The sequence below is a fragment of the Agrobacterium sp. SORGH_AS_0440 genome (assembly GCF_031453135.1).
GTDB classification, from domain to species: domain Bacteria; phylum Pseudomonadota; class Alphaproteobacteria; order Rhizobiales; family Rhizobiaceae; genus Agrobacterium; species Agrobacterium pusense.
This window is the reverse complement of sequence record NZ_JAVIYR010000001.1, coordinates 508,645-530,398: the sequence shown is the minus strand read 5'-3', so window position 1 is coordinate 530,398 and position 21,754 is coordinate 508,645. Positions and strand designations below refer to the sequence as shown.

At 58.2% G+C, this 21,754-nt stretch carries 23 protein-coding genes, 1 tRNA gene and 2 pseudogenes; 11 read left to right on the top strand and 15 right to left on the bottom strand.

The genetic code is table 11. The features are described from left to right. Positions 1 to 49 precede the first annotated feature (49 nt). Complete coding sequence (gene greA / locus QE453_RS02470; RefSeq protein WP_004445578.1) at positions 50 to 532, top strand: transcription elongation factor GreA; 483 nt, start codon at positions 50 to 52, stop codon at positions 530 to 532. 251 nt (positions 533 to 783) lie between these two features. Here greA and QE453_RS02465 read toward each other — a convergent pair whose 3' ends face one another. From QE453_RS02465 to QE453_RS02455, 3 genes and pseudogenes are all read right to left on the bottom strand, one after another. Then, entirely contained in the window at positions 784 to 1,575 is a 792-nt protein-coding gene (locus QE453_RS02465; RefSeq protein WP_309776312.1) for a metallophosphoesterase family protein, read from the bottom strand. Between the two features lie 213 nt (positions 1,576 to 1,788). After that, a pseudogene (locus QE453_RS02460) lies at positions 1,789 to 2,400 on the bottom strand (transglutaminase-like cysteine peptidase); the annotation flags it as partial. Positions 2,401 to 2,477: 77 nt separating this feature from the next. Continuing rightward, on the bottom strand, positions 2,478 to 2,777 hold the full coding sequence (locus QE453_RS02455) for a hypothetical protein (RefSeq protein WP_309776311.1): 300 nt from the start codon (positions 2,775 to 2,777) through the stop codon (positions 2,478 to 2,480). A 312-nt stretch (positions 2,778 to 3,089) separates the two neighbouring features. Here QE453_RS02455 and QE453_RS02450 point away from each other — a divergent pair, with 312 nt between their 5' ends. Continuing rightward, complete coding sequence (locus QE453_RS02450; RefSeq protein WP_003585610.1) at positions 3,090 to 3,647, top strand: HNH endonuclease; 558 nt, start codon at positions 3,090 to 3,092, stop codon at positions 3,645 to 3,647. A 29-nt stretch (positions 3,648 to 3,676) separates the two neighbouring features. On the opposite strand, the gene QE453_RS02445 is transcribed toward QE453_RS02450, so the two are convergent. Continuing rightward, positions 3,677 to 4,192, bottom strand: a complete 516-nt coding sequence (locus QE453_RS02445) for a disulfide bond formation protein B (RefSeq protein ID WP_309776310.1) — start codon at positions 4,190 to 4,192, stop codon at positions 3,677 to 3,679. Between the two features lie 430 nt (positions 4,193 to 4,622). On the opposite strand from QE453_RS02445, the pseudogene QE453_RS02440 reads away from it, so the two are divergent. Continuing rightward, positions 4,623 to 4,837, top strand: a pseudogene (locus QE453_RS02440) (hypothetical protein). 121 nt (positions 4,838 to 4,958) lie between these two features. On the opposite strand, the gene QE453_RS02435 reads toward QE453_RS02440, so the two are convergent. From QE453_RS02435 to QE453_RS02415, 5 genes are all read right to left on the bottom strand, one after another. Beyond that, on the bottom strand, positions 4,959 to 5,219 hold the full coding sequence (locus tag QE453_RS02435; protein WP_309776309.1) for a DUF1488 domain-containing protein: 261 nt from the start codon (positions 5,217 to 5,219) through the stop codon (positions 4,959 to 4,961). Between the two features lie 151 nt (positions 5,220 to 5,370). Beyond that, positions 5,371 to 5,652, bottom strand: coding sequence for a hypothetical protein (locus QE453_RS02430; RefSeq protein WP_309776308.1), 282 nt, complete (start codon positions 5,650 to 5,652; stop codon positions 5,371 to 5,373). An 84-nt stretch (positions 5,653 to 5,736) separates the two neighbouring features. Beyond that, complete coding sequence (locus QE453_RS02425) at positions 5,737 to 6,150, bottom strand: hypothetical protein (RefSeq protein ID WP_111814381.1); 414 nt, start codon at positions 6,148 to 6,150, stop codon at positions 5,737 to 5,739. Positions 6,151 to 6,341: 191 nt separating this feature from the next. Continuing rightward, positions 6,342 to 6,426: transfer RNA gene (locus QE453_RS02420), tRNA-Leu, on the bottom strand. Positions 6,427 to 6,559: 133 nt separating this feature from the next. Beyond that, complete coding sequence (locus QE453_RS02415; RefSeq protein ID WP_003585614.1) at positions 6,560 to 6,934, bottom strand: helix-turn-helix domain-containing protein; 375 nt, start codon at positions 6,932 to 6,934, stop codon at positions 6,560 to 6,562. A gap of 100 nt (positions 6,935 to 7,034) precedes the next feature. Here QE453_RS02415 and QE453_RS02410 point away from each other — a divergent pair, with 100 nt between their 5' ends. Together QE453_RS02410 and uppQ are read left to right on the top strand one after the other, a co-directional pair. Then, positions 7,035 to 7,739 carry a glutathione S-transferase family protein gene (locus QE453_RS02410; protein WP_309776307.1) on the top strand — a complete coding sequence of 235 codons (705 nt, stop codon included), beginning with the start codon at positions 7,035 to 7,037 and terminating at the stop codon, positions 7,737 to 7,739. Between the two features lie 185 nt (positions 7,740 to 7,924). Continuing rightward, positions 7,925 to 8,584, top strand: a complete 660-nt coding sequence (gene uppQ, locus QE453_RS02405) for a polysaccharide biosynthesis GNAT family N-acetyltransferase UppQ (RefSeq protein ID WP_003585617.1) — start codon at positions 7,925 to 7,927, stop codon at positions 8,582 to 8,584. 46 nt (positions 8,585 to 8,630) lie between these two features. Here the strand turns inward: uppQ and QE453_RS02400 are convergent, their stop codons facing one another. From QE453_RS02400 to secA, 5 genes are all read right to left on the bottom strand, one after another. Then, the gene (locus QE453_RS02400; RefSeq protein ID WP_309776306.1) at positions 8,631 to 9,902 is read right to left on the bottom strand and encodes a GNAT family N-acetyltransferase; all 1,272 of its coding nucleotides are present in this window, start codon (positions 9,900 to 9,902) and stop codon (positions 8,631 to 8,633) included. An 8-nt stretch (positions 9,903 to 9,910) separates the two neighbouring features. Continuing rightward, the gene (gene uppV / locus QE453_RS02395; RefSeq protein ID WP_309776305.1) at positions 9,911 to 11,326 is read right to left on the bottom strand and encodes a Wzx-type polysaccharide biosynthesis protein UppV; all 1,416 of its coding nucleotides are present in this window, start codon (positions 11,324 to 11,326) and stop codon (positions 9,911 to 9,913) included. 57 nt (positions 11,327 to 11,383) lie between these two features. Next, complete coding sequence (locus QE453_RS02390; protein WP_309776304.1) at positions 11,384 to 12,586, bottom strand: acyltransferase family protein; 1,203 nt, start codon at positions 12,584 to 12,586, stop codon at positions 11,384 to 11,386. 82 nt (positions 12,587 to 12,668) lie between these two features. Next, positions 12,669 to 13,562 (bottom strand): DMT family transporter, encoded by an 894-nt coding sequence (locus QE453_RS02385; RefSeq protein WP_309776303.1) that lies wholly within the window; start codon positions 13,560 to 13,562, stop codon positions 12,669 to 12,671. Between the two features lie 135 nt (positions 13,563 to 13,697). Next, positions 13,698 to 16,415, bottom strand: coding sequence for a preprotein translocase subunit SecA (gene secA, locus QE453_RS02380; protein WP_309776302.1), 2,718 nt, complete (start codon positions 16,413 to 16,415; stop codon positions 13,698 to 13,700). Between the two features lie 242 nt (positions 16,416 to 16,657). Here secA and QE453_RS02375 point away from each other — a divergent pair, with 242 nt between their 5' ends. The 6 genes from QE453_RS02375 to QE453_RS02350 all read left to right on the top strand — a co-directional run bounded on the left by QE453_RS02375 (position 16,658) and on the right by QE453_RS02350 (position 20,811). After that, complete coding sequence (locus QE453_RS02375; RefSeq protein ID WP_035211677.1) at positions 16,658 to 17,521, top strand: peptidylprolyl isomerase; 864 nt, start codon at positions 16,658 to 16,660, stop codon at positions 17,519 to 17,521. Positions 17,522 to 17,609: 88 nt separating this feature from the next. Further along, complete coding sequence (argJ, locus tag QE453_RS02370; protein ID WP_035211664.1) at positions 17,610 to 18,851, top strand: bifunctional glutamate N-acetyltransferase/amino-acid acetyltransferase ArgJ; 1,242 nt, start codon at positions 17,610 to 17,612, stop codon at positions 18,849 to 18,851. Between the two features lie 18 nt (positions 18,852 to 18,869). Beyond that, positions 18,870 to 19,646 (top strand): GNAT family N-acetyltransferase, encoded by a 777-nt coding sequence (locus tag QE453_RS02365; RefSeq protein ID WP_309776301.1) that lies wholly within the window; start codon positions 18,870 to 18,872, stop codon positions 19,644 to 19,646. Then, positions 19,643 to 20,056, top strand: a complete 414-nt coding sequence (gene mutT / locus QE453_RS02360; protein WP_003585633.1) for an 8-oxo-dGTP diphosphatase MutT — start codon at positions 19,643 to 19,645, stop codon at positions 20,054 to 20,056. The genes QE453_RS02365 and mutT overlap by 4 nt, the downstream gene beginning before the upstream one ends. 171 nt (positions 20,057 to 20,227) lie before the next feature. After that, positions 20,228 to 20,542, top strand: coding sequence for a hypothetical protein (locus QE453_RS02355; protein ID WP_003585635.1), 315 nt, complete (start codon positions 20,228 to 20,230; stop codon positions 20,540 to 20,542). A 98-nt stretch (positions 20,543 to 20,640) separates the two neighbouring features. Continuing rightward, positions 20,641 to 20,811, top strand: a complete 171-nt coding sequence (locus tag QE453_RS02350) for a Flp family type IVb pilin (protein ID WP_077985725.1) — start codon at positions 20,641 to 20,643, stop codon at positions 20,809 to 20,811. 17 nt (positions 20,812 to 20,828) lie between these two features. On the opposite strand, the gene QE453_RS02345 is transcribed toward QE453_RS02350, so the two are convergent. After that, positions 20,829 to 21,710 (bottom strand): methyltransferase domain-containing protein, encoded by an 882-nt coding sequence (locus QE453_RS02345; RefSeq protein ID WP_003585636.1) that lies wholly within the window; start codon positions 21,708 to 21,710, stop codon positions 20,829 to 20,831. Positions 21,711 to 21,754 lie beyond the last annotated feature (44 nt).

Here is a 21,754-nt window from a genome sequence, read left to right as displayed (position 1 = left end):
TCCGGGTTAGCGGTTGTTGTCAGCATCCCGTCGCAATGGAGTTGTAGGATTGAGTGTAGCCTTTACCAAGGAAGACAGTGCGGAGACCGCAGCCGAAACGGTTCTGCCGGATCGGGTGATTTCACCTCATCCCAATCTGGTGACCAAGACAGGGCTGAAAGCTCTGGAAGGGCAGTTACAATTGGCCCGTGAAGCCTGTGAAGCCGCTGGCGCGATCGAGGATGTAAATGAAAGGCGGCGCGCTTCTGCCGGCCCATTGCGAGACATGCGTTATTTTGCGGAGCGAGTCCGCACGGCTCAGGTGATGCCAGATCCGCCCACAAATGCCGTTGTGGCATTCGGCAATCTGGTAACCTTCCGCCGCGACGATGGCCGCACGCAGCGGTTGCGGATCGTTGGCGAGGATGAGGCCAATCCCGCCAGGGGATCGATGTCCTATGTTTCTCCGGTGGCTCGGGCCTTGATGGGAAGAGCGGTCGGAGACTTTGTCGGGTTGGCTGACAGGGAGATTGAAATTGTCGACATTTCGTGACCGGCTCCGAGGCTTGTGGGAAACGCTGGCGGAGCTTCATCGGGGATCAGGGAAAGTGTTCCTGTTTGTATCGGCAGGTCTGACGGGGCGTCTTTAATGTCTGAATTTGGCCGGTTTTTCCCGGAAATATGCAGCAGTCCTTTGAGTATCTAAAGGCAATTTTCTTCAGGAATAAAGTGAAATTTCTCTTGTCAAAACAATGAACGGATATTCAAACGACATGTTGTATGGCGGTGACGGAAGCGACAGGGTTACCCGATAATCGAAAGACCCGATTCCACGATCTTCAGGACCGTCAGCCTGCCGGTGGTGAAAGCACCGGTATCGATGCCTACCCGTTGCGGCCCGGTTTCCGGGTCCGTCACCGGCGTGTGGCCATGGATGACAAGGAGGTCCAGTCCCGCGCCCTGTGACAGAAAAGGTTCTCTGATCCACAGCATGTCCTCATCAGTCTGCGCTTCGAGCGGCAGACCCGGACGCAGCCCGGCATGCACAAAAATAAAGGGCCCGATGCGGGCGTAGATCGGCAGATTGGCCAAAAGCTGGCGGTGAGTTTGGGGAATGGCGCCCAGCAGGGCATCCTTGAAGGGTTGAACCCTCAGGCGGCCCTTTTCAATGAAGTAATCAATATCCACACCATAGGACAGAAGCGTCTGGCGACCGCCGAAATCCAGCCAATGCATGTTCTCGCGCGGGTTTTCGAGAAAGTCGCTGAATAGCTGCTCGTGATTGCCGCAAAGCGCGATGCGGCGCAGTGGCGCAGGCGGTGGCCGCAGCAGATGCTCGAGAACCCCACAGGAATCGCGTCCGCGATCGACATAATCGCCGAGCAGCACGACAAGGGCGGGAGAGGGGGCGCCGGCCAGATCCGAAAGGATTTTTTGTTCTGCCTGCAAAAGCAGGTCTAGACTGCCGTGCACATCGCCGATGGCATAGATTGGAAAGGATGTCAGCTTGTCGCCAAGCTCAACTCTGCGCCGTCTCCGCGCCTCGCGGGGGGCTGGTTGTTTACGACCGCGAATCCAGTTGAGCACCTTGGGCATAGCTGCCGATACTGTTTCCCTTACACGAGGTCAAGAGCGTTGGAAGCTGATGCCGCGTCACCCGCCCGAGACAGGTCGTACCCGGTCAGGATCTCGCTCCCGGCCCCTGCCGGAAGGCTTCGCCAGAAGCGGTTTTTGCGCGGCGGGGCCTCGATCGGCGAGCGGCAGGATACTCTTTTTCGCCTGCAAAGACCATGTCTGCTTCAGACCATAGAGTTTCAGACAGACACGCGGGTTTTCGTGCGACTGGAGCTTGATCCATTTCAGATCCACGGACTTCCACGGTTTGACGACATTGGTGCGATTGTCCAGCACCAAATCCCCTTGGGTGGTGCTGACCACCAGAACCGCGTGGCCGACACCGCTCGGCGTGCGGGCGGTGGCGATGCGCAGGGCGCCGGAAGGCCAGCCGGCATGCAGCAGGCGCTGCCGCTTGCTCACCGCATAGTCATCGCAATCGCCGCTTGTCGGGTTCAGCTTCCATTCGTCTTCGCCGTCCAGTTCGCCAACATAGGTTATTGCGGTGTTGATCTTTGAGTTGATGCGCTGAAGCTCCACGCGTTTCTGTTTGGTCAGTTCGATAGTGTCACGATCACCAATGCGCACGCATTGGTCGGCGGCATTTTCGCAGAATTTGGCAAAGGCGATCGGCGCGATCGTGGGGCGGCTCGTCGTCATGAATTGGCCGGGCCGCGCCGCCGCCGGGTTTTTCGCGAGGCCGCCGAGCTGAACGGCCGATGCCGTCGTCGCCACGCCTGCCGCCACGCCGATAGCAATGGCCAGACTTGCGGCCAGACGGGTTGTTTTCCTTATGCCCGGGAACATAGCGATGCTTGCTTGCAGGCCATTTAAGGCGATAGATTGCTTTTTAGTGAAATCCCATTTTTCTCGCGGGAATGCCATCAGTTGCAGCGTGTTCGGCCTTCGGCGTCGACGATACATGTCTGCTGCGGTACGCTGGTTCTCCGGTCGCGCCGCGTGTCCGGGGAGACGCGGCCGGCGGGCGGCCTGTCGTAACTGCGGGGCACTTCGAAATTTCGCCCGCCTATCGTTCCCTGCGCACCACCGCGGCCATCCGGCGCGATCTCGAAATTCTGATATTGCTGGGCAGGTGACGAACCCGCCAGGCAAGCGGCAAAGATCCAAGCGCCGCTCGCAAGGGCCGCCCGAAATGCTGCTGTTGGCTGCCGATGCGCCGTCATTCCGTTTCCTCCGGGGCGCGCGAATGGTCGTCGCCGGCAGCGCCGTTTTCATCTCGCCGTATCGCTGATCATATCATTGATGCAGCAGCTGTCGTGAGAAGGACTTGACGGTTCCCGCGCATGGAATCACCCGCCGCTGTCTCGTCGTGCGACCGGCTGATCAATCGGCCTCTGCCTGCCTCACCGGAACATAAAAGGGCCTTTTTCCCGCTGAAAAATTAAGCTCTTCTCCGCTGCATTTATAGGCTTCACAATCCTGTAACAACGGACCTAATATACAAGTGCAGATGCCGAATCGCTCAGGAGAAGCCCTTGACGATTGCAGTTTCACCACAGGCCCTGCCGGCGCTCGTTCTGAACGCAGACTATAGGCCGCTGAGTTATTATCCCTTGTCGTTATGGTCCTGGCAGGACGCGATCAAGGCCGTCTTTCTAGACCGTGTGAACATCATTGCAGAATATGATCATGCGGTGTCGTCACCCAGCTTTTCCATGCGGCTGCCGAGCGTCGTCAGCCTCAAGACCTATGTGCAGCCCACCCGCAACCCCGCTTTCACACGCTTCAACGTCTTCCTACGGGACAAGTTTGAATGCCAGTATTGCGGGACACGCGACGAATTGACCTTCGACCATGTGATTCCCCGCGCGCATGGCGGTGAAACCACCTGGCACAATGTCGTGGCGGCGTGCTCTCCCTGCAACCTTAAAAAAGGCAGCAAGCTTCCCAAACAGGCGGGCATGTTCCCGGCGCAGAAGCCTTTCCAGCCGACGGTTCAGGACCTGCACAATAATGGGCGTCTGTTTCCGCCCAATTATCTGCATGAAAGCTGGATGGACTATCTTTACTGGGATACCGAGCTGCAGCCCTGAGCTTTCAGGACTGCGACGTGGTTTTCCGCTTAGCGCCTTTTACGGCTTGCGCCGAAAAAGGCGACTGCCGCAAGTGCCAGACTTGCGATGACATTCCATCCGGCGAACGACAGGCCGAGGACGCGAAGTGCCGCATCATTGCAGGAAGGCGCCTTGATGGCGTTGAGGTTGCCCAACAGGTCGCCGGCATTGGTCGTGATGGAAGGCGCCCCGGTGGCGCAGGTAATCGGCCCCGCCCAGAAACCCCATTCCACACCCGCATGATAGACGCCGAGGCCGGCCCCAATCAGCATGGCCACGCCGATAAGGGCGAGAAGCAGCCGTGTTATTTGAACCGGCAATTTGAAAATGCTGGATGCAATGGCCAAGATGCCAAGCGGAATGGCGTAATAATAGGGATCGCGTTGCAGCAGGCACAGCGCGCAGGGCGTGTAACCGCCAATATGCTGGAAACCGAGGGCTGAGCCGACGGTAAAGATCATTCCCGCCGTGACGCCGAGAGCGGCGAGGGTGCGGCTGTTATCGGCGGATGTCGCATTGGCCATGTAAATTTCCCCAAACTTCGCGAAGAAGCAGATATCCCGAACGGGCTTTCAAAAAGGCGGGCGTGATGGCGAAATTAAGTCGCCGATCTCAATGAATGTTACGGGATTCGTCTAATCCAGTCCTCTGCAACTGGCAAATGAAAGCCTGGTAAGAAACGGAGGCGGATGAGCAAGCTTTCGTGAGGACACCAGCCTCTACGCCACCCATCGAAGCCGCTATGAAAAAAAGCATCTGGAGCAGGGAAAATTGAGATGGGTAGGTAATGGTACCCCAAGCCGGGCCGCTGATTTTGAGAAAAATCAGCGGCTTGTGATTTTGTTGGACACCCGTTCTTTCCACACAAACGTTAGATTTTTTCCAGAAGTGTCCAAACGCTTGACTCTCCCCTAAAGTGAGAACATTTATAGAATAAACGAGAGGCCGAGAGATATGTCTGACGCTGAAAAGATCATTGTAGTACAGTTCAAAAAGGGACATGGCGGCATCGTTCCGGGCGATATGCGTCCAGCGTCCAATCAAGCATCCGCTGAAAAAATGGCAAGCGCCTTGGCATCGCGCCCTGTCGGTGTTGCGGCCTACGCCGTGACCGTGGACGAGGAAAGCAGCAGTATGGCAACCCGCGTCTGTTAACTTCGCACGGATAGATTGCCGAATTGATGCCAGACGGATTTATCGGCGCGCGGGCCTTTTCATAACAAGGAATATTTGAGCACCTGAAACAAGGGAACGATACCAAAGGGCGAAACGATACGCCGTTAGGTCAATTTATTTAAAATCTCTGGCATTCAGCATATACATAGATTGATAGCCACGCGCGTAAGCCTTTTTTGCCGCTTCGAGAATCGAACCGCGTGCTGCATCGAATGCTAACAGGCACTCAGAACTGATGTTCGATGAGCTTGATTGCACGAGTGCAGCAGCCTCAATGAAAAACCGTACCTCTAGTATGCCGTCGTACCCTAGAAACCGAACGGCGTTTCTGGTGTCGTCGAAACTTCGACTGCGATTTGGAAAGACTAGAGTCATGGCTGAGCTTGTTACCTACTGGTGCAGCCGATTGGTGGCAGTCGGCCTTGGGAAATCAAATCGGCAGATGGGCCGATCTGGACGATGACGAAATCCGCCGGACGCAAGGAAGGTAGTCTTTCCACCTTTGGCGCGCGCCCTATCGGCCCTCCTAGTTCGTTACGGCGGTGCTCCCTAATTCGGCGTCTCTCCGTATCGCATCGTCGATCTCCGCCGAGGACACTTGCAAGAACTGCCGTTTGACCGTTTGAGCGGAAATTGCAGGTATCTCAAGGTGGGTCGCCACTCGCCTGTAGGCCGTAAAACTCAGACCTTCAATGAGTTCTTCGTCTACGACGAGACGATACGTTCCTGCGTCTAAAGGTGCCACCAAGCTACTTAGTACAAACGCGTGCGCGAAAGTGATCTCGCTGATTGTTGTTCTCTCTATCATGTCCCTAGTATCCTCTGTTCTATTGCATCGCCTATCGCGGACAGGCGCAATGAGTGATGGGGAACTGCCAACCGCTCTTCTTGGTCAGAACAGCTTTGGACTGTGATGAGGATGACCGAGGGGGCCACGTATCGCGCCGCCTTCATTTTCCCAAGACTGCTCCTCCGCTTCAATTGATCGGGTACGCCCCTTCCGGGATATTCGAAGCACGTACCTCATGTCGCGGGGTAATCCACGAATGGCATAGGGGGCAAGCGCCGACTGATAAGAGGGTCGATGCAAAGTCGCCCTCCCAAGACGGCGTTTAAGTTGGGCTGCGAGTGCATCTGCGGATTTCTCGCCCGCAAGAAACAGTCTCATTACAAGAAATGCGGCCGTGTTAAATTGTCGCTGATCATCACCCAACAATGCGGCGTTATAGCCAGCATTCTTCAAGACTGACTGGATTATCTCCATTTCCTCGGGGGAGATGCCAGAAAAGTTGGAATCGGAAGACATCTTGTCCTCCTCCTATTGGGGCTAGGGTAACCCGCCCTTAATCAGTAGCGCCCGTAACATGACTACTGACAACTCAATACTGCGCCTGAATGGCGCCTAACGCAAGCGAATAAGGATTTTCATAGCTGGTGGGAGTTTATTGGACACTTAGTGCCGGAAAACCTAAGAAAATCAATGCGATTTTTAGGTAATGGTACCCCAAGCCGGGATCGAACCAGCACTCCTTTCGGAACCGCATTTTGAGTGCGGCGCGTCTACCAATTCCGCCATTGGGGCAACGGTGGTAATGTCACGGCGTCTATCACGGGCGAGACCCTGCGTGCAACCCCAAAAGCTGGAAATTTGCGCGTTTGAGCGTGTAACTTCGCGCCTTTCAAATGGCAGCTCATCGCTGCCATTCCTTGGAATTTTAAGCGTTTCGCTGTGCCTGAGCACCAGGTAGGGCGTGGACGGGCGGGCCGCTGGCTTCCGGTATGGCGCTCGTCGTTTCCCACCATTGGCCGAGAGAGTCGATCAGCGGTACAAGCGTGTTGCCCGCGGGGGTCAGGTCGTATTCGACGCGCAACGGATAACCCTGAAACTCTGTCCGTTGAACGATGCCGGCGTCTTCCAGTTTGCGCAATTCCAGTGCGAGCATCTTATGCGAGATCGTCGGGTTGTCCCTGCGCAGATCGCTGAAGCGTTTTGTGCCATCCTTCAGGTAGTAGATCAGGAGCGTCGGCCAGCGCCCGCTCAGGACCTGCATGGCCTCCTCGATGGGGCAACGGGATACAAGGTCTTTCATCAGCGCCTCGTGGTTACAAAAAGGTTCGTAATTTACTTGGCGCCACCCGGCGCTAAGTTCAACCCGCTGCGCAGCGCCCTCGAAACTGAGAGTATAAAAAATGGAACCGATTTTACTTTATGGCTTCCCGGCGGGAAGTTCGATGGGGCTTGTCGCAGCGCTTGAGTGGCTTGGCAAGCCGTACAGGCTTTGCCGGGTGGATATGCTCGGTGAAATGCGGCAGGCAGCCTATAAGCGTATCAATCGACGCGTCGAAACGCCCGTCCTTATCACGGACAGGGGCGAGATACTGACCGAGACGATGGCGATCGCCGCATGGCTGGAAACACGCGACACCGAGCGGCGTATCAGTTTCGATCTCCATTCACGGGAGGCCGAGCTGATGCATCAGTTTATGGCGTTCATCAACACCGGCTTCACCGGCGCTTTCACTCCGCTGTGGGTTGCGCTTGAGATGGAGCCGCCGAACCCGGCCCTGCAATCGGCACTTCGGCAGTATGGAACGGACGCCGTGATCAGACGGCACGACCTGCTGGAGGAGATGATTGACGTCACCCCCTTTGCAATCGGCGACAGGCCGAGCCTCGCGGATGGAATCCTGGTCGGTGTCGCCCGCTGGCTGGAGATTCACGATGTGGCTGACCCGGGCCGGTGGCCAAAGCTAGCCGCGTTGCGCAGGCGTCTCGAGGCTGATCCCGCTGTTGTCTATGCGAGTGACCTGGAACGTGGAGAGCCGGCGAAAGGCAATGGAAGCTGCCGGGGCCATGTTGATCTCGCAACGCTTGTCGAACGGTTCGGAAACTGACGAGGGCAGCGTGGACGGATTTTACCGCCCACGCTGTCGCGAAATGATACATCCTCGGTTGCGTTTTCATGATAATTTTAGATAGTTCTAATAAATTAGTATGTACGCAATTGCTAATTGAATTTATAATGGTCGGGTGGAGTTTCCACGCGGGGCGGGAGTAGCCAACTCATAGGGAGGAAATTATGAGGGCTTTTTCTCGCAATTTATTATTGTCTGCCTGCCTGATCCTGCCGGTCAACGCCCACGCGCTGGATATAGGGATAGGTGGAGAGAATGGGGTTAATGCGAGCGTGGGTGGTAATGGCAGCGGTGGGCTCGGGGTCGATGCTTCCGTTGGTGGCAGCGGCGGCGTCAACGCCAGTGCGGATGTCGGTGGCAGAAGCGGTGGCGGATTGGGCGCGGATGTCAACGCTTCGGTTGGTGGCAGCAATGGGGTCAATGCGGATGTCAACGCATCCGTCGGCGGTTCCAGCGGGGTCAATGCGGGCGTGAACGCCTCCGTTGGCGGCTCCAACGGCGTCAATGCCAATGTCGGCGCAAATGTCGGCGGATCCAGCGGCCTGGGCGTTGATGTCGGTCTGGGCATTGGCGGTTCAGGTTCCACGGGCAATCCCGGTAATCCGGGCAATCCTGGAAACCCGGGCAGTCCGGGAAATCCGAACAATCCCGGCAAATCGGGGCCGGTAACGCCTGGCGCCATGCGTAACGCCATTCAGGCTTATAACGACATGTCGCGCACCGAGCAGATCAGGCTCGCCCGGCGTTGCATCGATATTCTGGGTGGCGGATACGATGCAGCTTTGACGCAATTGTGCAAGATGATCCGGACGGCCTCGCGCTGAAGCTGGACCCGAACAATCCGGAGGATGCCGTTGGCGTCCTCCGGCCTCAGTTGCCCTTGCGACCGAAGGACAGGATTTTCTGCCGCAGGCTGCGGGCGAGGTTACGGGTGTTGCGATACATGTCCACCTGCGTGGAAACCTGTCGAACGTCCCTGTCACTGTTCTGGGTGAGCCCCACGACAAGCGTGCCCATTTCCTGCCGTTCCTGCCAGAAGCGGCTCATGACAGGATGATCGGGCACGGCGCAGCTGTCACTGCGGAGAATATTGGCGTCGTCCAGATGCCAGTCGGTCAGTTTCTGTACCAGCAGCTTGCCGGGCGAGAATTGCGCGTAATTCTCGTCGAAGGCGGTCTTCCACGTATAGGCCTCGCCAGCGGTGATGAAGACGATCATGGAGGCAATGGCGCTTCCGTTGAGATCGATGGTGTGGATACGCACGGCATCCGCTTCGGCCAGGTTGGTGATCGCCTCGCGGGCGAAGGCCGCGCGATACCGGTCGTTGACCAGCGCGGTACGTTTGCGGCCCTTCCAGCCGCTTGCCTCCAGTGCCAGAAACTCCTCCATGCGGTAGCGTATATCCTTCGGCCGGCGGGCGACAGTGTAGGATAACGCGCCCAACCTCTCGAGCTGTCGCCACTGCCGGCGCATTTCCCGCAAATGATGCGGGGCAAGGGCTTTTTGCAGATAAGCCTGGCCATCAAGCAGGCTTTCCAGCATCGGCCGGTGATAATGACCCGTCGTCGTCACCGGCAGGTTGCGGCTGAGCGCGATGGCTCGGAACATGCGGGCAAAAGGCCCCTCTAGCCGCACATCCGGCAGAACCAGAACATTCGGCAGCCGCATGTCCCGGTCGGAAAGGGCGTCGAAAAGGTTATCGAGGGTCTCGGCCGCCCCTTCGGTATCCACCAGCGGCGTCCCGAGCGGCCCGAAAGGATTGGCCCAGACGCGAATAATGGAAGGGCCGATGGAAAAACCCGGCTTTTCAACGGTAAAAGGCATCAGAAACCGCATGCGGCTTCGGGCGCCGTTCTCATCGCGAATGAGGGCGAAGCGCACGGTCTTGTCGTCGATACGCGGCATGGCCGGAGCAAGAAGCCGGCCGGTGAAAAAGACGTTTGCCTCCATGACGCGGTTGGAGAGAAAGTCGAGTTCCTCCTGCATGTCGTAACCGAGCTGCCCCGGATATATGCAGAATTCACGGCCTTCCCGGCCCACACGCCGGCTGCTGTCCGCCACCGGGCGATCACGCTCCGCAGACGCCATGAGCGCCGCGATGCGCGGGTCCTGAAAATCCGGATTCTTTGGATCGCTGGACATGCTTATCGTTACACCGCCTTACCAGTGTTTTGAATCGCCCGGGGGTCGTTGAAGGCAAAAAGGACGATCCCGAGTGTGCGGCGTATGGCAACATGCAATAGCACAGCCTCTATGGACATGGCTATCGCCACCGCTGCCGCGGCGCCTGTCAGACCATAGACCGGAATGAGCGCCATGTTGAGTGCAATGTTGCAACCGAAGATGATAATATAAAGCATCACGCACAATTTTTGTTTGCCGGCCATATTCAGCAGCGTCTCTCCGGGGCCGATGAGCGCTTTTGCCAGGAACCCCGCAAACAGGAAGAACATCAGCTCGTAACCCTCTACGAAGCCAGGACCGAACAGCGACAGCAGGAATGGCCCGGCCAGAAGCACCACGCTGCCAACGGCGAGAGAAGGCCAGAAGGCCCAACGTGCGGCCTGGCTGGCGAAGCTCGCAAGCCCCGGCCTGTCATTGGCCGAAATCAGCGCCGCGAGACGTGGTGCGGCCGCCGCCTGGACGGAGAAAAACACGAACTGCATCAACACGATGGTTTTCGCCGCGGCGAAATAGATGCCGACCTGATCCGGCGGCAGATAAAGGCCGACGATCACCACATCGGAATTGGTCATCAGAAAACCGATGCCGTCGATAAGAAAGACCGGAAAGGCAAACCTGATCCAGTGACGAAAATGAACCCTTCGGGTGACGCTGCGGAAATGTCGGTTGAGCCGCCGGTTCAGGAAGACGAAGTGGAAAATGGTGGTGACATAAGTTGCGAAAAGTGCCGTCAGCATGGCCGTCGTTGCAGTTTTTTCGGCTCCCAGGGCAATGGCCACCAGCATGAACAGGAGGATCAGTACGGGACGTACGATATAGGTGGGGCTAAGGGCGGAGATGGCCCAACCATTGGCGCGCGCCGTGCCGTTCAAAACATCGCCCAGAGCAACCATCGGCAGGGTGAAAAGCGCCAGCGAGACAGGAATGAGATAATAGGCGGCGATACGCTCGCCAAAGAAATAGAGAAAGATGAAACCGCAAAGCGCCAGCGTGCTGGCAGACAGCATGGCGAACACGCGGGCCGTCGAGGTTAGCCCCATGATCTTGTCATGGGCATCTTCCAGACGGTAGCCGGGCAGGAAGCGGATGACGGTGGTGTGGAAGCCGAGACAGGAAAGATTGCCGAACAGGATTACCAGAACCCACACGAAGGCGAAGAGGCCATATTCGAACTCGCCCATCAGGCGGGCAAGGATGATCTGCGATATGAAGGCGATGCCGGCGCTGACGATGCGCACCGCGAAGGTGACGAGCGCCATGCGCTGTGCCCGGGCAACCTCGTCCCTCGCGGAGACAATGAGGGCGATTTTATCGCCCAGCGTCGAAATCTTCGCGCGCAGGCCTGCGGGTAAGGCTTTTTCCGCCGTACTGAGGATAGCCATGATCCACACGCCATTATTTCCAGTTGAATGGGCAGGCCGATTGTAAGCCCTTCATCCTTAACGAAGCGTTTGGGAGGCGGCTGCGCCTGTCCTGATGTCACTCGCTTCCCGCGGCTTGCGGATGCCGTTGAAGAGAAACTGAGCCAACGGGCTGCGGCGTATCGCCTGATGCAGAGAGTAAGCCGTGATGGTCGTGGCTGCGACGATGATGGTGAATTCAACGAGTGGCGGCAGCGAGATGAGAATAAAAAGTGTACCCAGAGCGTAAATCAGCGGGTGGTGAAACAGATAGATAGTGAAGGACGCATCCGTCATCCGTCTGGCAAACCGGCTTGGCCGGTCGAAATACCGGCAGGCGAGGTCGATCAGCAGGCGGCTCACCGTTACTGCGGCAATTGCCGACACCAGCACGAGCAGGGCTGAATTCGAAAACGGGCTTTGCAGCCTGAGTGTCACTGCCGCCGCAATGGCGGCCGTCGCTACGATTGCCGTGAGAATACCGGTCTGGCGAAAGCGGTGAAAGAGGGTCCGGTCGCGGTGGAGCAGGGCTCCGACAAGGAAGAAGGGCACATAGCGCCCATAGGGGTCGGAAGCGCGCTCATAGAGAGAAAGCAGGCTGCTTTCGGTTTCTGCCGCAATCAGGCTGGAACCGTATATCGCCAACTCCCATAAAATGGGCAAGATGCAGAGTGCGGCGAAAAACACCCCGGCATGTCGCCGCCGCAGGCTGTCGAGCCTGTCTACTGCGCGCGCAAAAGGCGGACGTTTCAGAAGATACAAAAAAGCGGCAAGCACCACGGAATAAGCGATGAGAGCGGGCAGGAACCACAGATGCATGATCCATTGTTCATTCGGGCGCAGCAAACCCGGCAGGCTCTCAATCAGTCCTTCGGCTGAAATCTCGCCTTTGGCGATACCGGCCAGTCGCAACAGTAAAAGCTGCAGCGGCCCGAGCAGAACGAGCGTCACGACGAAGGGCACGCCGAGGCGGAGGAAACGTTGTCTGAGCCAAGGCATTTTGCCTTTTTTGCCGATGACCATGGTGGAAAAATACCCGGCGACCAGAAAAAACGCCGGCATTCGGAAGGTGACGAGCCCGGCACCAAGCGCGGTCAGGAGCGTGCTGGTCTCAAAATCCTTGATGTCCCAGGGCAGGGCGTAGCTATAGAGCAGTGAGGCATGATAGGGAATGCCGAGTAGCATCAGAAGCGCTCGCAACGGGTCCCAGTAATGTTCATAATCTGAACTGCTCGGTTGCATTTTTCTCCTCGCGTCACACATGCGATCACGCGTGATCTGCGGTAGCCGACACGACTATTGGTGGAAAACGCTAACAAACCCTTCATGCGCCGGCCGGTGTGGGCGGAGCCTTCTTTTTGGGTAGCAGATCGAGCACCAGCGCACAGCCGAGGATAATGATGCCCGCGCCGAAGAGCTGAGGCAGCGACAGCGGCTCATCCAGCACGAGGGCGCCGATAAGCACCGCCACAACGGTGACTGCAAACTCCACACTGATGGCCTTTGTCGCGCCGATCACGGAGACGAGGCGGAAATAGGTTATGTAGGTGAGGCCACTCATGACGATGGCCTGGATGAGCAGGTATAGATAGTCGATCGGCGAGGGAATGCGGGGAATCGGAACTGCCAGCAGCAGTGGCAGCGTCATGATGCCACCGGTCATGAATGAGCCGATGGTAATTTCCCATGAACCCACGCCTTTGAGATACCGGCTGGCATAATTGCTGCCGAAGGCCGCGCAGATGCAGGCGGCGACACAGGCGATGCAGCCGATGACAAAGCCGGTCGTGACGGGTACGGCGGGAAAACCCACGAGCAGCACAATGCCGCCAAAGCCCAATACCAGCCCCACGACACCTTGCCTCGTCAGCCGCTCCAGCCCCCAGACCTGCGAGATGAGCATGGAAAAAAGGGGGATGGTCGCGACCAATATTGCGGCCATGGCGGTCCCGACAAGCGGTGTGCCATAAGAAAGGCCGATCAACTGGCCAGCAACGGTGGTTGCGCCCACAATGGCAAAGGCTTGCCAGCTTGCCGAAAACGCCAGTTTGCGTCGCGCAGTTCTCGCAATCAGGAAAAGAGTGGTGGCGGTCACCAGTGACCGCAACGTCACTGCGCCGATCCAGCCGAATGCATCCACAACCTGTAGAAGCAGGAGGAAGGACGTGCCCCATGCGAGTGCGAGAAAAACATAGGCGGCAAGATCGCGAGGGGCCATGGCAGCATTTTCCGGAGGACGATCCAGCTCCCATATTGGAAACCGATCCTGCCCGTCAACAACAATGAATTGCGTAAAGACCATCGCCCGCAACCTGGGTTACGGGCGATGGTCTTCATCGGATATGCGCGGCGTTCAGGCCTGTTCGTAAACGCCGTGGCAGTGCTTGTATTTCTTGCCGGAGCCGCAGGGGCACATTTCATTGCGGCCGATACGGCCCCAGGTGGCGGGGTTGTTCGGATCGCGCTCCTCGGCCGGCACGAAGGCGGCAGGCGCCGCCTGCAAGCCTTGAGTCATTTCATCCTCGCCCGTGTTCGGGTCAAGGTGATGGGCAGTCATTTCCGGCAGTTCCGGCTGTTGCGGCTCCTGCTGAACCAGTTCCACACGCATCAGCTGGGCGGTCACGGCTTCGCGCAGATTGGCAAGCAGTGCCTGGAAGAGTTCGAAGGCTTCCGCTTTGTACTCCTGCAGCGGGTCGCGCTGGGCATAACCGCGGAAACCGACGACAGAGCGGAGATGATCGAGGTTGACGATATGCTCGCGCCACAGATGGTCGATCGTCTGAAGGATAACCGAGCGTTCGACATAGGTCATGATCTCGGGGCCGAAACGTTCCGCACGCTCGGCGGCGTATTTGTCGGCCGCCTCGGTGACGCGCTGGAGAATATCGTCTTCGGCGATGCCTTCTTCCTTGGCCCACTCTTCCACCGGCAGGTCGAGGTTGAGGAACTGGGCGATGCCGGCCTTCAGGCCTGCAATATCCCACTGTTCGGCATAGGCACTTTCGGGAATATGCTTGGTGACGAGCATTTCGATGACTTCGTGACGCATATCGGCTGCGGTTTCGCCGATATTATCGGCTTCCATCAATTCAAGGCGCTGATCGAAGATCACCTTGCGCTGATCATTCAGCACGTCGTCATATTTCAGAAGGTTCTTGCGGGTCTCGAAGTTGCGGGCTTCAACCTTCTTCTGGGCGCGTTCCAGCGCCTTGTTGATCCACGGATGGACGATGGCCTCGCCTTCCTTGAGGCCCAGCTTCTGCAGCATCGAGTCCATGCGCTCGGAGCCGAAGATGCGCATCAGGTCATCCTGAAGCGACAGGTAGAATTTCGAGCGGCCCGGGTCGCCCTGGCGGCCGGAACGGCCACGCAGCTGGTTGTCGATACGACGGCTTTCATGGCGTTCGGTGGCGATGACGTAGAGGCCGCCGGCGGCGAGCGCCTTTTCCTTGAGCACCTTGATTTCGGCGCGAATCGCCTGTTCCTTCGCATCGCGCTCCGGACCCGGCTCCATGCCTTCCAGCTCGCGCTCCAGGCGCATCTCGACATTGCCGCCAAGCTGGATGTCGGTACCGCGGCCCGCCATGTTGGTGGCGATGGTGACGGCGCCCGGCACACCGGCCTGCGAGACGATATAAGCTTCCTGCTCGTGGTAACGGGCGTTCAGGACCTGGAAGTCGGAGAAACCGGACTGGCGCAGGAGATGTGCCAGAAGCTCGGATTTTTCAATCGACGTCGTGCCCACTAGAACCGGCTGGCCGCGCTCATGCGCTGCCTTGATCTCGGTAATGATCGCCTGGAATTTCTCTTCGCCGGTGCGATAAACCTCGTCGTCTTCGTCGATACGCTGGATCGGCAGGTTTGTCGGCACCTCGATGACATCGAGGCCGTAGATGTTGCCGAATTCTTCCGCTTCCGTCGCTGCCGTACCCGTCATGCCGGCCAGCTTTTCATACATGCGGAAATAATTCTGGAAGGTGACGGAGGACAGCGTCTGGTTTTCCGGCTGGATCTGCACCTTTTCCTTGGCTTCGAGAGCCTGGTGCTGACCTTCGGAATAACGACGGCCCGGCATCATGCGACCGGTAAATTCATCGATGATGACGATTTCGTCATTGCGGACGATGTAGTCCTTGTCGCGGGTGAAGAGCTTGTGGGCCTTCAGCGCATTGTTGATGTGGTGGACGATCGCAACGTTCTCGACGTCGTAAAGCGATTCGCCCTTGAGCAGCCCCGCCTGCCGCAGCAGGTTTTCGAGCTTCTCGGTGCCTTCTTCGGAGAAGTTGGCCGAGCGCTGCTTCTCATCGATTTCGTAATCTTCCGGCGTCAAGAGCGGAATGAAGGCGTCGATGGTATTGTAGAGATCAGAACGGTCGTCCAGCGGCCCGGAAATGATGAGCGGCGTGCGCGCCTCATCGACCAGGATCGAGTCGACTTCGTCGACGATCGCGTAGTTGTGGCCGCGCTGAACCATCTGGGCGCGGTCATATTTCATGTTGTCGCGCAGGTAATCGAAGCCGAGCTCGTTATTCGTCGCGTAGGTGATGTCGCAGGCATAGGCCTCGCGGCGCTGGTCGTCGTCAAGGCCATGAACGATGACGCCGGTGGTGAGTCCGAGGAAGCGATAGAGCCGGCTCATCGTGGCGGCGTCGCGCTGTGCGAGGTAGTCGTTGACGGTGACGACGTGCACGCCCTTGCCGGCGAGCGCGTTGAGGTACACCGCAAGAGTGGCCACCAGCGTCTTGCCTTCACCCGTTTTCATCTCGGCGATGGCGCCCCCGTGCAGGATCATGCCGCCTGTCAGCTGCACGTCGAAGGGACGCATGCCGAGAACGCGTCGCGATGCTTCTCGGGCCACGGCAAAGGCCGGGATCAGCAGGTCGTCGAGTGTCTTGCCGTCTGCCAGCTGCTGGCGGAACTCGGCGGTCTTGGCCGCCAGCGCTTCGTCGGAGAGCGCCTTGGTGGCTTCTTCCAGCGCATTGATGGCTGCGATCTTGCTTTTATAAGAGCGGACGCGGCGATCATTTGCCGAACCGAACAACTTGCGGGCTATTCCGCCGAGACTGACCATCTTACTGGCCCTTTCTGAAATTCCGTTTTGCCGGGCGCTTTGCTCCGTCACGCTGTTTTCAGCACAAATGACGGACTTCGCCCTTCAACGTATCTGGACGCGAGGTTGCGTGACAGATAAGAGGGGGGGCAAATGATGTCAACGGTTCTGCCCGTTACAGAATGGCCACATTCCGGTGTTTGGAAGTTTTTTCAGAGCCGGAAACCATGTCTGGAGCCGGCATTGTCCCCGAAAGGTTCAAAATGTTGCGCTATAATAAAATTGCGGCTGCGGTGATTGTGGCCACGCTCGGCCTCCAGCTTCCGGCTTTCGCACAGGAAGACAAGGTCGTCGCCAAGGTCGGCGATCTGGAAATCCACCAGTCCGAACTCGACCTCGCCATGAGCAACCTCGATCCGCAACTTGCGCAGCTTCCCGACGAGCAGAAGAAGGTCGCAGCCCTTTCCGGCGCGATCGACGTGAAACTTCTCGTCAAGAACGCCAGCGCCGAAGGTCTGGAAAAGACTGAAGATTTCAAGAAGCGCATGGAATTCATCCAGGACCGTGAGCTGCATAACGCGTATTTCCGCAAGCACGTGGTCGACGCCGTCACCAATGACGAAGTAAAGGCCCGCTACGACAAGGAAGTCGCAGCCCTGCCGCAGGAAGAAGAGATCAAGGCAGCTCACATCCTCGTGGCCAGCGAGGACGAAGCCAAGGACATCATTAAGCAGCTTGATTCGGGCAAGGATTTCGCAGCCCTCGCCAAGGAAAAATCCACCGACTCCAACAAGGATGACGGTGGCGATCTCGGTTGGTTCGGCAAGGGCCGCATGGTTCCGGAATTCGAAGAAGCCGCCTTCGGCCTCGAAAAGGGCGCCTACACCAAAACGCCTGTGAAGACCCAGTTCGGCTTCCACGTCATCAAGCTGGAAGACAAGCGCATTGCGCCGCCGCCGGCTTTCGAGCAGGTCGAGCCGCAGGTTCGTCAGCTTGTCATGCGCGACAAGTACGTTGCCCTCATCGAGAAGGCCAAGGCTGACCAGAAGATCGAAATCATGGATGAGACGCTGAAGAAGGGCTATGACGAAGCCACGAAGGAACAGCAGGCACAGCCGCAGCAGTAAAATTTCGGATTACGGGGCGGCTTAACGGCCGCCCCGTTTTATCTCAGGCCATCTCCAGACATCCATTCCAGAATTTCAGGCGCTTCCCATGTCCGTTGCCGTTTCTCCGCTCGCTCCGAAATCCTATCCTGACATGCCTGCGCTCCGCGGCGTTCGCATGGCGACGGCCGCTGCCGGCATCAAGTACAAGAACCGCACTGACGTTCTCTTGATGGTGTTCGACAAGCCTGCAAGCGTTGCGGGCGTCTTCACCAAGTCGAAATGCCCTTCCGCCCCGGTTGATTTCTGCCGCGCCAATCTCGGCGGCGGCGCGGCGCGCGCCGTGGTGGTCAATTCCGGCAATGCCAACGCCTTTACCGGCCTCAAGGGCAAGGCCGCGACCGAGCTGACGGCGAAATCCGCCGCAGCTGCCGTCGGCTGCTCCGAAGGAGAGGTCTTTCTGGCATCGACGGGCGTGATTGGGGAACCGCTGGATGCCTCGAAATTCGCCGGTGTCCTGGGTGACATGAATGTTCGGGCAGAAGCCGATTTCTGGCAGGAAGCCGCCAAGGCGATCATGACGACCGACACCTATCCGAAGGTCGCCAGCCGCACCGCCGAGATCGGCGGCGTGATCGTGACGATCAACGGTATCGCCAAGGGCGCCGGCATGATAGCGCCCGATATGGCGACGATGCTTTCCTTCGTTGTGACGGATGCGGATATTGAGCCTGCCGCGTTGCAGGCCCTGTTGTCGGCCGGCGTTGGCCCGACCTTCAATTCCGTAACGGTCGACAGCGATACCTCCACCTCCGACACGTTGATGCTGTTCGCCACGGGCGCTGCGGCCGAAGACGGCCAGGTGAAAGTGACGAACGCCGATGATGAGCGCCTTTCCGGCTTCCGCGCCGCGCTGAACGATCTTCTGAAGGACCTTGCCTTGCAGGTCGTTCGTGATGGCGAAGGCGCGCGCAAGATGGTGGAAGTTACCGTGACAGGAGCGGAAAACGACGCCGCCGCCAAGAAGATCGCCCTTTCCATCGCCAATTCACCGCTGGTGAAGACCGCAGTTGCCGGTGAGGACGCCAATTGGGGCCGTGTCGTCATGGCCGTCGGCAAATCAGGCGAAATGGCGGACCGCGACCGTCTTGCCATCTGGTTCGGCGGCGTGCGCGTGGCCGTCAACGGCGAACGCGACCCGAACTATTCCGAAGCGGAAACCAGTGCCGTCATGAAACTGGAAGACATCACGGTAAAGGTCGATATCGGCCTCGGTCAGGGAACGGCTACCGTCTGGACCTGTGACCTGACGAAAGAATATGTTGCGATCAACGGCGACTACCGGAGCTGACCGTTGGAGCCGAAGAGAATGCAGGACAACAAGGCCGTCAATCTGCCGCTGGTTCGCCGTCTGGAAGCCGTCAGCTTCCGGGCGTGGCCAGCCTCGTCGGTTATTTATGACGGCAGCTGGCAAATTCGTCTCACGGGTTCGCATCCCTCCAAGCGTATCAACTGCGTAGTGCCGCTCGATCCGTCCGATTACGGAAACAGCGCGGTGCGGCTGGAAAAGGCGCGTAAGCGTTTCGATGATTTCGGCCGGCCGCTGGTGGTGCGCGAAACGACGCTGATGCCGCCGCAGCTTGTGGAATTTCTGGTCAATGACGGCTGGTCGATGTTCGAAGAGGTTGTGGTCATGACGGCCGATCTTTCCGACATGGAGTTGCCGGAAACGCTGGTCAGCCTTCCGAGCCACGATATCGGCCGTTTTGTAGAGGCGAGCATCAAGGTGAGCGATGGCGATCCGGCGCTGCGCCCGGCAATTGCTGAAATCGTCAGTTCCATCAAGCCGACGCTCGGTCTCTTCATCAATGAGGAAGTGGAAGGCAATCCGCTCGCAACCGTCATCTGCGTGCAGGACAGCGATCTTGCCGGCATCCTTTCCCTCGATGTCGAAAAGTCGCAGCGTAAGAAGGGCCTCGGTACGCAAATCCTGTCATCCGCACTGCGCTGGGCCAGGATCAGCGGCGCAAAAAGCGCGTGGCTGCAGGTTGAAGCCGCCAATGCGCCGGCAATCGCACTTTATGAGAAATTCGGCTTCTCCGAGGCCTATCGCTATCGCTATTGGCGCAAGGGTTCAGGAGAATGAGCGAGGCCGGCAAAAAAATCCTGCTGGTCGCCGCCTGCGCCCTTCTCGATCAGGATGGCCGCATTCTTCTGGCGCAACGTCCGGAGGGCAAGTCGCTCGCGGGCCTGTGGGAGTTTCCGGGCGGCAAGGTGGAGCAGGGCGAGACGCCCGAGGAAACTCTCGTGCGCGAACTGGACGAGGAGCTGGGTATCAAAACCAAGATCGCCTGCCTTGCGCCTTTGACATTTGCCAGCCACACTTATGAAACATTCCACCTTCTGATGCCGCTTTACGTGTGCCGTCGTTACGAGGGCATTGCGCATGGCCGGGAAGGACAGGCGCTGAAATGGGTAAAACCGCAGGCGTTGCGCGATTATCCCATGCCGCCGGCCGATGAGCCGCTGATCCCCTTCCTGCAGGATCTGCTTTAGAACAGGCAATCGCCGGCGTCCCTCGCTTATGATCCCGTCACAGCTTCGTGAAAATGCCCCGTTGCCAGCGCTTTGCCGTGCCAAAACGGGTCTGTGTTAAGAGATCGTTCAGCACCCTCTGGCAGATTGTTAAGCTAAAGAAGCGGTAAACTGCGCGTTACGAGGTTGGTCATGAACGAGGATTTCTGGAAGACGGTGGAAGGTCGTCACTCTTATTCCGATAAATCCAGTCGCACCGGCGTTCTGAACGTCGCATTGCTTTTCGGCACGGCCGTCATCGCCCTGTCGTTGATCATCACACCCATGCTCGCCGGAAAGTCTTCCACGCGTGTGGCGCAGTTTCCCGACAATTACGACATGATCAGCACCGGCTCCATCAAGAAGACAGATGTGGGCAAGACATACTCCATCCGCCGTAGCATAACACAGCCGATGCCGGAAATGCCCTGCGTGGTGACGGGCTACAGCAATGAGAGCGGTTGCTGATCGTTTACCATTGTCGGTAACCGATCTCTCACATAGCCCGTCTAGAATAAGCCGACTTCAATAGGTCATATTGCCGGCTGGCGGATTGGGCATATTCTGTGCTGCGTTCATTTATCGATTTCTGCAGGAATGAAGACGGCGCCAGCGCCGTTGAGTATGGCCTGATAGTGGCCGTGATTTCCGTCGCCCTTGTCGGCGGCGCGAGCGCCATCAGCAGCAACATCAATGCCCTGTTTCAGTTCATCGCCGATACCTTCGCCAGTGTCTGAAGCGGTCATTCTTGCGTTCAGGATAGCTTGACTTCCCTGGTCTTCAGGGCGTCCGCCAGGCGCACTTTGGCGGAGCCGGGCTTCAGCGGTTTCTGCTGGCTCTCATGCGGCGCCCAGCCCGAGACATAGATGACGGAGAATGTCGCCCTTATGCGCCCATCCGGATCGGCATAACGTTCAGCATAAAGCTCTGCCGCCCGCATGAAAAAGGCACGGTTGAGCGGTCGTCTGCTACGGCCTGCCAGCGGATTGGCCATGCCCATCGCACGCAGGTCGCGCATCAGCGGGAAAATCGAATCGTAACGTACCGTGTAGGTTTCCGCGTCGGTGACGGGAAGCGCAAAACCGGCGCGTTGCAGAAGCGCGCCGACATCGCGCACGTCGGCGAAGGGAATGACGCGCGGGCTTGCCCCGCCGGTCAGTTCCGCCTCTGCCGTCAACAACACGTCGCGCAGTTCCTGCAGCGTCCCGCTGCCGGGAATCGCGCCGAGAAACAGGCCGTCCGGCTTTAATGCCCGCCGGATCTGGATCAGCGCGCCGGGCGTGTCGTTGGTCAAATGCAGGGCAAGCGGTGAAACGATGAGATTGGCGGAGGCCTCTTCCAGCGGCAGATGCTCCATGGATGCCGCCTCCGGAATATTTTCATCCGTGGTGAAACGGCTTTCCGTCTCTATGCGGCGAATGGAATTCACCTTTCCCGTCTGTGCCAGCCGCCGGGCGGCAACGCCGGTGCCGCCATGCAGCTCGATGGCAGTCTCGAACTGGCGTTCGACAATGGCAAGCCTGTCTGCCAGTTCTTCAGCCGCCATGTCGAGAAGAAAAAGGGCTTTGTCGTCGCGCCGGTTCCACGCCCGGCGACGGTTTTGTTCAATCACGGCCTGGTCAAAAAGAATGTCCATCGTCTTGCCTGCTCGGCCTCTGGCGCCATCGGTACGGCGGGGCC

Coding starts and splice junctions, on each gene's coding strand:
- QE453_RS02465 (WP_309776312.1), bottom strand. CDS start 1,575: ATGCCCAAGGTGCTCAACTGGATTCGCGGTCGTAAACAACCAGCCCCC.
- QE453_RS02455 (WP_309776311.1), bottom strand. CDS start 2,777: ATGACGGCGCATCGGCAGCCAACAGCAGCATTTCGGGCGGCCCTTGCG.
- QE453_RS02445 (WP_309776310.1), bottom strand. CDS start 4,192: ATGGCCAATGCGACATCCGCCGATAACAGCCGCACCCTCGCCGCTCTC.
- QE453_RS02435 (WP_309776309.1), bottom strand. CDS start 5,219: ATGACTCTAGTCTTTCCAAATCGCAGTCGAAGTTTCGACGACACCAGA.
- QE453_RS02430 (WP_309776308.1), bottom strand. CDS start 5,652: ATGATAGAGAGAACAACAATCAGCGAGATCACTTTCGCGCACGCGTTT.
- QE453_RS02425 (WP_111814381.1), bottom strand. CDS start 6,150: ATGTCTTCCGATTCCAACTTTTCTGGCATCTCCCCCGAGGAAATGGAG.
- QE453_RS02415 (WP_003585614.1), bottom strand. CDS start 6,934: ATGAAAGACCTTGTATCCCGTTGCCCCATCGAGGAGGCCATGCAGGTC.
- QE453_RS02410 (WP_309776307.1), top strand. CDS start 7,035: ATGGAACCGATTTTACTTTATGGCTTCCCGGCGGGAAGTTCGATGGGG.
- uppQ (WP_003585617.1), top strand. CDS start 7,925: ATGAGGGCTTTTTCTCGCAATTTATTATTGTCTGCCTGCCTGATCCTG.
- QE453_RS02400 (WP_309776306.1), bottom strand. CDS start 9,902: ATGTCCAGCGATCCAAAGAATCCGGATTTTCAGGACCCGCGCATCGCG.
- uppV (WP_309776305.1), bottom strand. CDS start 11,326: ATGGCTATCCTCAGTACGGCGGAAAAAGCCTTACCCGCAGGCCTGCGC.
- QE453_RS02390 (WP_309776304.1), bottom strand. CDS start 12,586: ATGCAACCGAGCAGTTCAGATTATGAACATTACTGGGACCCGTTGCGA.
- QE453_RS02385 (WP_309776303.1), bottom strand. CDS start 13,562: ATGGCCCCTCGCGATCTTGCCGCCTATGTTTTTCTCGCACTCGCATGG.
- secA (WP_309776302.1), bottom strand. CDS start 16,415: ATGGTCAGTCTCGGCGGAATAGCCCGCAAGTTGTTCGGTTCGGCAAAT.
- QE453_RS02375 (WP_035211677.1), top strand. CDS start 16,658: ATGTTGCGCTATAATAAAATTGCGGCTGCGGTGATTGTGGCCACGCTC.
- argJ (WP_035211664.1), top strand. CDS start 17,610: ATGTCCGTTGCCGTTTCTCCGCTCGCTCCGAAATCCTATCCTGACATG.
- QE453_RS02365 (WP_309776301.1), top strand. CDS start 18,870: ATGCAGGACAACAAGGCCGTCAATCTGCCGCTGGTTCGCCGTCTGGAA.
- mutT (WP_003585633.1), top strand. CDS start 19,643: ATGAGCGAGGCCGGCAAAAAAATCCTGCTGGTCGCCGCCTGCGCCCTT.
- QE453_RS02355 (WP_003585635.1), top strand. CDS start 20,228: ATGAACGAGGATTTCTGGAAGACGGTGGAAGGTCGTCACTCTTATTCC.
- QE453_RS02345 (WP_003585636.1), bottom strand. CDS start 21,710: ATGGACATTCTTTTTGACCAGGCCGTGATTGAACAAAACCGTCGCCGG.